General features: G+C 30.3%; 8 protein-coding genes and 1 pseudogene. 2 read left to right on the forward strand and 7 right to left on the reverse strand.

What is annotated here, in order from left to right; translation table 11 throughout:
* The coding region (locus HMPREF2930_RS00515; RefSeq protein ID WP_070597184.1) for a cation diffusion facilitator family transporter at positions 1–863 on the forward strand (863 nt) is incomplete at its 5' end.
* Between the two features lie 84 nt (positions 864–947).
* Here the strand turns inward: HMPREF2930_RS00515 and HMPREF2930_RS00520 are convergent.
* Positions 948–1,682 (reverse strand): metallophosphoesterase family protein, encoded by a 735-nt coding sequence (locus HMPREF2930_RS00520; RefSeq protein WP_002448650.1) that lies wholly within the window; start codon positions 1,680–1,682, stop codon positions 948–950.
* A gap of 119 nt (positions 1,683–1,801) precedes the next feature.
* Here HMPREF2930_RS00520 and HMPREF2930_RS00525 point away from each other — a divergent pair, with 119 nt between their 5' ends.
* The gene (locus tag HMPREF2930_RS00525; protein WP_231451776.1) at positions 1,802–2,863 is read left to right on the forward strand and encodes a YtxH domain-containing protein; all 1,062 of its coding nucleotides are present in this window, start codon (positions 1,802–1,804) and stop codon (positions 2,861–2,863) included.
* A 57-nt stretch (positions 2,864–2,920) separates the two neighbouring features.
* Here the strand turns inward: HMPREF2930_RS00525 and HMPREF2930_RS00530 are convergent, their stop codons facing one another.
* From HMPREF2930_RS00530 to cdaA, 6 genes and pseudogenes are all read right to left on the reverse strand, one after another.
* The gene (locus HMPREF2930_RS00530; protein WP_017176083.1) at positions 2,921–3,781 is read right to left on the reverse strand and encodes a Cof-type HAD-IIB family hydrolase; all 861 of its coding nucleotides are present in this window, start codon (positions 3,779–3,781) and stop codon (positions 2,921–2,923) included.
* Positions 3,782–3,843: 62 nt separating this feature from the next.
* A complete protein-coding gene (locus HMPREF2930_RS00535) occupies positions 3,844–4,704 on the reverse strand; it encodes an ABC transporter ATP-binding protein (RefSeq protein ID WP_017176082.1) in 861 nt (286 codons plus the stop codon).
* 20 nt (positions 4,705–4,724) lie between these two features.
* Positions 4,725–6,530 (reverse strand): glutamine--fructose-6-phosphate transaminase (isomerizing), encoded by a 1,806-nt coding sequence (glmS, locus tag HMPREF2930_RS00540; RefSeq protein ID WP_017176081.1) that lies wholly within the window; start codon positions 6,528–6,530, stop codon positions 4,725–4,727.
* Between the two features lie 540 nt (positions 6,531–7,070).
* Positions 7,071–8,422 (reverse strand): annotated as a pseudogene (glmM, locus tag HMPREF2930_RS00545) (phosphoglucosamine mutase).
* A 28-nt stretch (positions 8,423–8,450) separates the two neighbouring features.
* Positions 8,451–9,383, reverse strand: a complete 933-nt coding sequence (locus HMPREF2930_RS00550; RefSeq protein ID WP_017176079.1) for a CdaR family protein — start codon at positions 9,381–9,383, stop codon at positions 8,451–8,453.
* Between the two features lies 1 nt (position 9,384).
* Positions 9,385–10,191, reverse strand: a complete 807-nt coding sequence (gene cdaA, locus HMPREF2930_RS00555; protein ID WP_017176078.1) for a diadenylate cyclase CdaA — start codon at positions 10,189–10,191, stop codon at positions 9,385–9,387.
* Between the last annotated feature and the right edge of the window lie 183 nt (positions 10,192–10,374).

A 10,374-nucleotide genomic window follows, 5' to 3' on the forward strand; every position in this document is an offset into this window, starting at 1 on the left:
GCTTATTTATGATTGTTGAAATTTTAGGAGGATTTATCGCTAATAGTCTTGCGCTATTATCAGATGGACTTCATATGTTTAGCGATACTGTTTCACTAGGAGTTGCTTTAATCGCATTTATTTATGCAGAGAAAAATGCTACTTCAACTAAAACATTCGGTTACAAGCGTTTTGAAGTCTTAGCTGCCTTATTTAATGGTATAACTTTATTAATTATTAGTGGCGTCATTATCATCGAAGCGATTAGAAGATTTTTCAATCCTATTAAAGTGCAATCCACTGAAATGTTTATTATTAGTGTGATTGGACTTATAGTGAATATTATCGTTGCAATAATCATGTTTAAAAGCGGTGATACGTCACATAACTTAAATATGCGCGGTGCTTTTATTCACGTTTTAGGAGACTTACTTGGTTCATTAGGTGCCATTATAGCATCTATTCTTATATACGTATTTAACTTTACAATTGCTGATCCTATCGCAAGCATTCTAGTTTCCATTATTATATTGAAAAGTGCAATCGGTATTTCACGTTCGTCACTTAATATTTTAATGGAAGGTACACCAAGTGACGTCAATTTAGATAAAATCATTAGTACAATTATAAATCATAATGAAATTTATAATGTCCATGATTATCACGTTTGGACTATTTCAAATGATATGAATGCGTTAAGTTGTCATGCAGTCGTCTCTGAAACTATGTCTGTTCAGGACTGTGAAGGACTTCTTAAAAAAATAGAACATGAATTACTTCACTTAAATATACAACATATGACAATTCAATTAGAAACAGCCCAACATGATCGCGATACTTCAGTACTATGCTCTGGATTACATAAAGAGCACGCTCATCATTAAGACTACACAAACAATGTCCGCAGTTTACAATATAAGTAAAAAGTCGAACAGAATTCATATTAGTTTCTGCTCGACTTTTTTTACTTATATAAAATAATCGAAAATAAATTGTTTGCCTGGTACATGTTTTTCATCAAATCCTTGAAGAAATTCTTCATTATCATACGGTAATTTTACTCTTTCAACACTAAACTCATTTTCGTTAATTGTGACGATTCCATATACGGCATATTTACCATTATTAAGTCCTACTGAACCAGGATTGAAATAGGTTTTGTTATTATCATCATACAAGTGTAATTGATGATTATGTCCAAAAGCTATAAAATCCGCATCCTTATCTTCAAATAATTTAACTATCTCTTCTTTTTGATTATCTACAATAGGTTCAAATGGTTGTTTATCAATCCCCTCTTCTAATCTTTGATTTTCAATTTCATAATGTATAAATAAACATTTTTTCCCACAAATTGTTTTTTCTAAATATCTTGGTAGTGTATTTAATACATCATAGTAATCTTCATCCATTCGACTTTCAATCCATTGATGGTGTTCATAAAATTTATTTTTTAAATCTTCTGGATACGGTGTACCATTAACAATTGACATAATGGCTTCATCGTGATTACCAGCAATAATTTCCATATCATCTCGATCGAAAATCATATCTAATACTTTATTGGTTTCATGGCCAATTCCAATATTATCACCTAAGTTAAAGATTTGATCGATATCTTCTCTATTATCAATATCATCTAAAACAGTTTGTAAGGCATCAAAATTACCATGAACGTCGGTTAAAATTGCAAATTTCACCATAAAGTCTCCTTTCATTATTAAATCATTAGCATATTTTAACACTTAAAACATAATATTGTTAGATATTAATTTAAAAAAATCACAAATTCTGATATTGTGTATTATATTAACGTAAAGGAGTGCTTATTTTGTTTAAATTTCATAGTTTAGCATTTAAAAATGCTAAGTCACAACTCATAAAAACAATACTATTTAGTTTAGTAAGTTTTATTATTGTATTTGTGGCATTTGTGATTGCTAGAACTTTCTTCGTTCAAAACTTTATGCAGATGCAACTAGCAGCACAATTTCAACAGTCAGCTGGCGCGTCATTATCTATGATAATACTCGTCCTAGTCTTAGGATTATTATTCTTTATACTTGCAGGTTATCAATTACTTGCGGGGGCTTTTAATATTATGGCTAAAGCCATTGAAAAAGAAGCTGTTCAATTTTCTGATTTATTTTTTGCTTTTAAAAAAGGAAAATATGTTAAAGGTCTTCTTTTAGCTTTTATTACTATTATTGTTTATGCTGTATTATATTTAATCACATTAGGATTAAACTTTTTATTTAATAAAGCATTAACACCATTATTCACATCTATTCAACAGTCAGTAAGTACATCTGATCACGCTATTGGCATTTTACTTACTGTACAAATTATCTTAATTATCATTATGGGATTCATTCTTTCAATCGTATATTGGTTCTTCTTTATATTAATGATTAATTATACTGTATCATTTGCACGTAAAAATGACTTAAGTGCTATAGGTCATTTTAAAGACGGCTTTAAAGGCATTAAAAATGGACGTAAAACTTGGTTCAAATTCTTTTTAGCTATCTTATTAATTAACCTACTCATTATTATCATTACACAACCACTTGGTACAATATTAACTGTATTAACCGGAAATATGTCCCAAAATGTAGCACAAGTGATTTTAATTATTGCTCAAACGCTTATTATTATTGTACGTTTAATTCTATATTTTATAATTCTAATGGGTATTGTTCAATATTTCTTACGTCGCGGTGAGAATGTGAATAGACCTGTAAAAGAAAAGAAAAAAAGTAAACGAAAAGAAAAAAATCATAAAAAAGAAGCGTTAAAAAACGACCCTTCATCTTTTAATGAGACAAAAAATCATATTAAAGAAGACTTAAATCATCAAAAAAATTTGAATAACGATAAATAAATCACTATTTAACACAAAAGGTAAGAAAGCAGGTTTCTCCTACTTTCTTACCTTATTTTAATTTAAAAAATGTTGTTCTAAATATAAAGCCGCGCCATCCTCTTCATTTGTATATTGTGTAGTATCATCAGTAATAGACTGAATTTCTGGACGTGCATTTTTCATTGAAACAGTGTATCCTCCAAATTCAAACATTGCTCTGTCATTATCGCTATCACCAATAACAAGTGTTTCTTCTTGTTTAATATCGAAATGATCTATCATTTCTTTAATTCCAGTGCCTTTATCCACTTGATAAGCCATCGTCTCAGCATTAAACCTTGAAGAATTAGATACGCTAATATTTAATAACACTTTATTTTGTATTAATTCATCTCTAAACGTTTTAATTTTATTTAACTTTTTGTTGAATAGATAAATTTTAGAATAGTCGTCATTTGGAATATCTTTTCTCCAATTAATTTTACCATTCATGGCATCTCGACGTGATTTCCATTCACTTTCACTCACTTCATTTTGTGGATGTTCACTATCAATCATATCTTCCATCCATGATTGATCTTCAATTAATGAAATTCTATCTCCTTCAAAAGGAAAAACTTCATAATAAATGTGTTGTTGTTGAGCTAGTTGCACGATTTTTTTTACACTATCTATTGTCAAACTATGTTTAAATAAAATTGTATCTTCAATATCGCCTCTTGTTCCATTAGAACTAATCATACCATCTACTTTAAAACCTTTTGGTACTAGACTATGAATTTCAGAATAAGAACGTCCTGTTGCTAGAAATACCTTATAATTTTTTTCTCTTAACTGATCAATTACTTCTTTTGTTTTTACAGTCGCTTTATTATCTTCATGCAATAGTGTTCCATCCATATCTAAGAATATTGCTTTAATATTTTCTAATGCCATCGTGATACCCTCCATCTAACTCTTTCTTAAAATTGTGACATTTATTTAACCAAAGTGCAAACTCAATTATGTTTTATATAAAGATGATATCGATTTCTATATTGAATAACTTCAATTTGGTTATTAAAAAATTTAGACATCATCGAATCAGTTAAAATATCTTTTGTTATTCCTTTACCAAAACAACTACCCTCTTTTAATAAAAATATCTTACTAAATAATGGAATAATTTCCTCTATGACATGAGTCACGTAAATCATCGTCAAATGAGCGTATGTCTTATTTAAATTTTCTAATAAATATAATAACTGTTCTCTAGCCAAAAAGTCTAATCCTGATGCTGGTTCATCAAGAATAAGTACATCAGGTTGATGTATAAGCGCGCGAGCAATCATTACTTTTTGTTTTTGTCCTGTTGAGAGATATCCTAAATATTGATCTTTATATGATAACATTCCTACTAAATTTAATAATTTTTCTGCTTCTTTAGTATGTTCATCAGAATATTCTTTATATAGACCGATAGATTTAAATATGCCACTTAATACGACATCAATCACTTTCTCACCGTCTTGAAATTTTTCTAATAAACTATGCGAAACAAATCCAATATGTTGACGAACGTTTTCTGCAGAATATCCTTTTTTACCTGGTATCATTTCAAACAATTCTATTTCACCCTGAGATACACTTTCATAAGAATTCATGATATTTAATAGTGTTGTTTTTCCTGCACCATTCAACCCATAAAGAATCCAATTATCTCCCGCTTCAATATGCCAATTTAAATCATTAATGATTGTTTTTCCGTGTTTCTTTTTATAGATATGTTTTAAATTTATCAAATGATCACCTCTACTTAAAATAATTGTATGATGATTCTGATTATTTAACAAATCAAATAAAAAACTGAGACATGTCATCCATGTCCCAGCTTTTTGAATTATTCAACTGTAACTGATTTAGCTAAGTTACGAGGTTTGTCAACATCTAATCCTCTGTGTAAAGCTGCATAATATGCGATTAATTGTAGCGCTACTACTGATACTAAAGGCGTTAATAATTCGTGTACGTGAGGAATCACATATGTGTCTCCATCTTTTTCTAAACCTTCCATTGAAATAATACAAGGTTTAGCGCCACGTGCTACTACTTCTTTAACATTACCACGAATTGATAAATTCACATTTTCTTGCGTAGCTAACGCAATGACTGGCGTATCATCTTCAATTAAAGCAATAGTACCGTGTTTTAACTCTCCACCAGCAAATCCTTCAGCTTGAATATATGAAATTTCTTTAAGTTTTAATGCTCCTTCTAAACTTACATTGTAATCCATCGCACGACCAATAAAGAAAGCATTTCTAGTCGTTTCTAAGAATTCTTTAGTAATTTTTTCCATTACTGGTGCATCATCTACAATCGTTTCAATTGCAGTTGTTACTTTTGCTAATTCTCTTAATAAGTCAATACCGTTATTGCGTCCATGTGCTTTAGCTACAACTTGAGAAAGAATTGATAATACAGCAATTTGAGCTGTATAAGCTTTAGTTGATGCAACAGCAATTTCAGGTCCTGCGTGTAATAATAACGTATGATCAGCTTCACGAGATAACGTTGAACCTGCTACATTTGTAATTGTTAAAGACTTATGGCCTAATTTATTTGTTTCAACCAATACTGCACGGCTATCAGCTGTTTCTCCTGATTGAGAGATATAAATAAATAAAGGTTTTTCAGATAATAATGGCATGTTATAAACAAATTCTGATGCCACATGAACTTCAGTTGGCACTCCAGATAGTTTTTCAAGGTATTCTTTACCAACTAAACCAGCATGATAACTTGTTCCTGCAGCAATAATATAAATGCGATCTGCATTCGATACATCTTTAATAATTTCAGAATCAATATTTAAATCTCCATTTTCATCTTCGTATTCTTGAATAATACGACGCATTACTGCTGGCTGTTCATTAATTTCTTTTAACATATAGTGATCATAAATACCTTTTTCAGCATCTGATGCATCTATTTGAGCAGTATACGTTGGGCGATCTTGAATATTTCCATCTTTATCTTTAATTGTTACACTTTCTTTTTTAACAATAACAATTTCATGATCGTGAATTTCTTTATATTGATTTGTAACTTTAATCATTGCTAATGCATCTGAAGCAATAACATTAAAGTCGTCACCAATACCAACAAGTAAAGGTGATTTATTTTTAGCTACATAAATAGTGTCTTCATCCTCAGAATCTAACATACCTAAAGCATACGATCCATCTAATAAAGATACTGCTTTAGTGAATGCTTCTTCAGTTTCTAAACCTTTATTTGAAAAATATTCTACTAATTGAACGATAACTTCTGTATCAGTTTCTGATTTAAACGTTACATCTGATAAGTATTCGCTTTTTAGTTCTTCATAATTTTCAATTACACCATTATGCACTAAAGTGAAACGTCCATTATTTGATTGATGAGGATGTGAATTAATATGACTAGGTACCCCATGAGTAGCCCATCGAGTATGACCAATACCAATGTGACCATCAATGTCATTGCTATCTGCTACTTTTCTTAATTCTGCAATACGACCTTTTTCCTTAAATACAGTAGTCCCTTCATCATTGACAACAGCAATTCCTGCTGAATCATATCCTCTATACTCTAATTTTTCTAAACCAGATAGTAATAATTCTTTGGCATTATCAAAGCCAATATATCCAACAATTCCGCACATATTTCTTTTTCCTCCATTACATAGTCATATGATAATTTTATCTGTTATATAAAATTTTTTAATTAGACATTGCTCGTTTTATTGTATTGGATTCTAAACATCATATTTCTATGTTTTCTATTTGGCGTTCTTATTATATTTGTACATCTAGTTACCTATATGTTTTAAATAATAAGCTAACGAATGTGCCTCATCCGGAATAGCATCCGCCGATTATATCGATAACTATTCTCCTCGTCTACAATATAATTAGTATGTCTATGAGTATTCTCCTAATTAATACTAAATGATTAACATTCTAATTACTTGTCCAGGCGCTTTATTTTATTTTTATTACATCTATCCTCCTTTCTTCCAATACTCTCTATTTTACCCTTTTCTAATAATTATTTGCAAATATTATTATATTTAATTCATAAACTTATAGTTATAATTTGATATTTAATTTATATTTTTTGCTAAAAAAATACTCTCTTTAAAGTTTTCAGTTCTACGGCTTTAACTTTAAAGAGAGTGTATTCTTGTTTTTAAATGGTACTATTAATTTAATCCCATTTTTTCTTTTACTTTATCAGCAATTGTTTGAGCATAACGTTCAGCATCTTCATTTGTTGCTGCCTCAACCATTACTCTTACTAATGGTTCAGTTCCTGAAGGTCTAACTAATATTCTTCCTTCACCATTCATTTCATTCTCAACTTCATTCATAACAGCTTTAACGTCTTCATTTTCAGATACATGATGTTTATCTGTTACTTTTACATTAATTAATGATTGTGGATACTTTTTCATTTGTGCTGCTAACTCACTTAAAGTTTTACCACTTGATTTAATAATAGCAGCAAGTTGTACTCCAGTTAGTAGTCCATCACCAGTCGTGTTATAGTCCATCATTACTATATGTCCAGATTGTTCTCCGCCTAAATTATAATGGCCTCGTCTCATTTCTTCAACGACATATCTATCTCCAACTTTTGTTTTATTTGATTGAATGCCTTCTGTTTCAAGAGCTTTATAAAATCCTAAGTTACTCATTACAGTAGATACAATCATATTATTATTTAATTCATGATTTTTATGCATTTCTTGACCAATAATAAACATAATTTGGTCACCATCAATGATGTTACCCTTTTCATCAACAGCAATTAAACGATCTCCATCTCCATCAAAAGCTAAACCAAAATCACTTTCAGTTTCTACAACTTTTTCAGCTAAATGTTCAGGATGAGTAGACCCACATTCATCATTAATATTGTATCCATCTGGATTACAACCAATTGTAACTGTCGTTGCCTCTAAATCACCAAATAAGAAAGGCGCAAGTGAAGAAGTTGATCCATTCGCCCCATCTAAAGTAATTTTAAGTCCATCTAAATTTATATCAATTGTAGATTTAAGATAACTTAAGTATTTTGTGCACCTTCATAATAATCTGAAAAATGCATAATGTCTTTGCCTGCTGGACGTGGTAAGTCAGGTTGTTCTTGATCTAATAATTGTTCAATTTCTTCTTCCTGCTTATCTGAAAGTTTAAAACCATCAGCACCAAAGAACTTAATACCATTATCAGCTACAGGATTATGAGAGGCAGAAATCATTACTCCTAATTGTGCTCCCATTTCACGTGTTAAATATGCAACACCTGGAGTAGAAATAACTCCTAATCTCATTACTTCTGCACCTATTGATGCTAATCCAGCGATTAAAGCTGATTCTAACATTTCACCAGACACACGAGTATCTCTACCAACTAAAACTCTAGGATGTTTCTCTCCTTCATTATGTGCTAATACATAACCACCATAGCGACCTAGTTTAAACGCTAATTCAGGTGTTAATTCTTTATTAGCTACTCCCCTTACACCATCTGTTCCAAAATATTTTCCCATTTTCATTACTCCTTTATTATCTAGTTTACTATTTTAAATTGACATGTGCTGTGACTTCATTAAATTCAGATTTCTTAACCTGTTTAGGTATCTTGAGTTGAAGTGTTTTATCAGTCGATTCAGTGATATCATCTAAATTGACATCGGCTTCTATGTCATTAATATCCTTCAAATCATCTTTATTACCATAAATTTCTACTTCATTCTCATTTAGTTTAATGCTATCTAAACTTTCATCATCAGGTAATGAACCCTTTTTAACGGTTTTAATTTTTACTTTTTTACTGTAAGGTTCAAGTTTCACTGACATTTTAATATTATTAGGCTTGATTTGAACGTTTAATTTATTCAATTGCTTGTCAAATGCAGTAATTTCAGCTACATCAGTAGTATTCTCACTGATATTAGTCGCATTTTTAAATGTCGCTTTTAAATATGCAATTTTGTCTAATTGCTTTTTACCACCAGTAACTTGAACAGTGTCTTTATTCAAAGAAGTTTCACTTACTTTATAATTTGAATCTACATTGTTTTGTGAAATATCAGGCTGAACATGCATTGTTTTAGTATCTTTATCCTCCAAGGTGATATAAGCGTGTTTAGGTTTAACATTATAACTAATATCGTTACTTAATCCTTTAACAATATAATCTTCTTTATAATTTCCAGATTTAGCATTAGATAAATTAACTGTGACCTTGATATCGTCTGAACTTTCTATTTTCAATAACTTTGATTGTGGTCCTGAAATAGTAACATCAACAGTATCTGGTGATTTAGTAACATGTAAATTTTTGGTATTATAAAGAATTTCTACAGGTACATCTTCAATTGTTTTAGAAGAATTCTGAGCTAGATTATCATTGTTAAAAATATTGCCAAACACATTATTAACAGAAAGATAAAAAAAGATCGCTAATATTAAGGCAAAAAATCTTAATCCCCACTTACTTTCTAACATGCTATTTCACACCCTTCTTTTGAGCGCGAGTTCCAAACCAATGTTCAGCTAATAACTCTTCGAATACTTCATCAGAAACATCACGTCTTAATTTACCATCGAAAGTAACTGATATTGAACCGGTTTCTTCAGATACTACCACAGTAAATGAGTCCGAAACTTCAGAAATTCCTACGGCTGCCCTATGTCTTGTACCTAAACTTTTAGAAATTTTATTACTATCTGAAAGTGGTAAATAACATGCAGCACTAGCAATTTTAGTGTTTTGAATAATCATAGCCCCATCATGTAATGGTGTATTAGGTATAAAAACATTTATCAATAATTCTTGAGATATTGCAGAATTCATTGATATACCAGTTTCAATATAGTCTTGCAATCCAGTTTCCTTTTCAAAAACAATTAATGCTCCAATTCGTCTTTTAGCCATATACTGAACAGCCTTTGATACAGATTGGATTAATTTTTCTTCATCATGACTGTAAGTATTAGTATAGCGTTTAAATAGGCTCCCTCGCCCTAATTGCTCAAGTGCTCGTCTAATTTCTGGTTGGAATATCACAATTAAAGCTAAAACGCCCCATTGAATCACAATATCAAATAACTTTGAGGTAGCAGTTAAATTGAGAAGTTTACTTACTTGTTGTCCAATAACTATAAATAATATACCTTTAAGCAATTGAATTGCTTTAGTTCCTTTAAATACAGTAATGAGAAGATAAAGGACATACCAGACAATAAGTATATCTAATATACTTGTAATAATCTTCAAAGTACTAAGATTATTAAAAAAGTTGGAAAAATCCATAATCTCTCCTCCGTCTATAACTTTCATACTCATAATTATACCAATGAAAGGTGTAACTGTCATACTATGAAAGTCATACTTATAAATTTTTCATGAAAATCACTACTAAAAATGGATAATAAAAAAGCACCCCATTAAGGAGTGCTTAAAGTGAGCCATAGAGGATTCGAACCTCTGACCCTC

Source organism: Staphylococcus sp. HMSC068C09, from assembly GCF_001813735.1.
GTDB classification, from domain to species: domain Bacteria; phylum Bacillota; class Bacilli; order Staphylococcales; family Staphylococcaceae; genus Staphylococcus; species Staphylococcus hominis.

Excerpts from the sequence above, each read along its gene's own strand:
- HMPREF2930_RS00550 (WP_017176079.1), bottom strand. The coding sequence starts at position 9,383 with ATGTTAGAAAGTAAGTGGGGATTAAGATTTTTTGCCTTAATATTAGCG.
- cdaA (WP_017176078.1), bottom strand. The coding sequence starts at position 10,191 with ATGGATTTTTCCAACTTTTTTAATAATCTTAGTACTTTGAAGATTATT.
- HMPREF2930_RS00520 (WP_002448650.1), bottom strand. The coding sequence starts at position 1,682 with ATGGTGAAATTTGCAATTTTAACCGACGTTCATGGTAATTTTGATGCC.
- HMPREF2930_RS00530 (WP_017176083.1), bottom strand. The coding sequence starts at position 3,781 with ATGGCATTAGAAAATATTAAAGCAATATTCTTAGATATGGATGGAACA.
- glmS (WP_017176081.1), bottom strand. The coding sequence starts at position 6,530 with ATGTGCGGAATTGTTGGATATATTGGCTTTGATAATGCCAAAGAATTA.
- HMPREF2930_RS00535 (WP_017176082.1), bottom strand. The coding sequence starts at position 4,704 with ATGACATGTCTCAGTTTTTTATTTGATTTGTTAAATAATCAGAATCAT.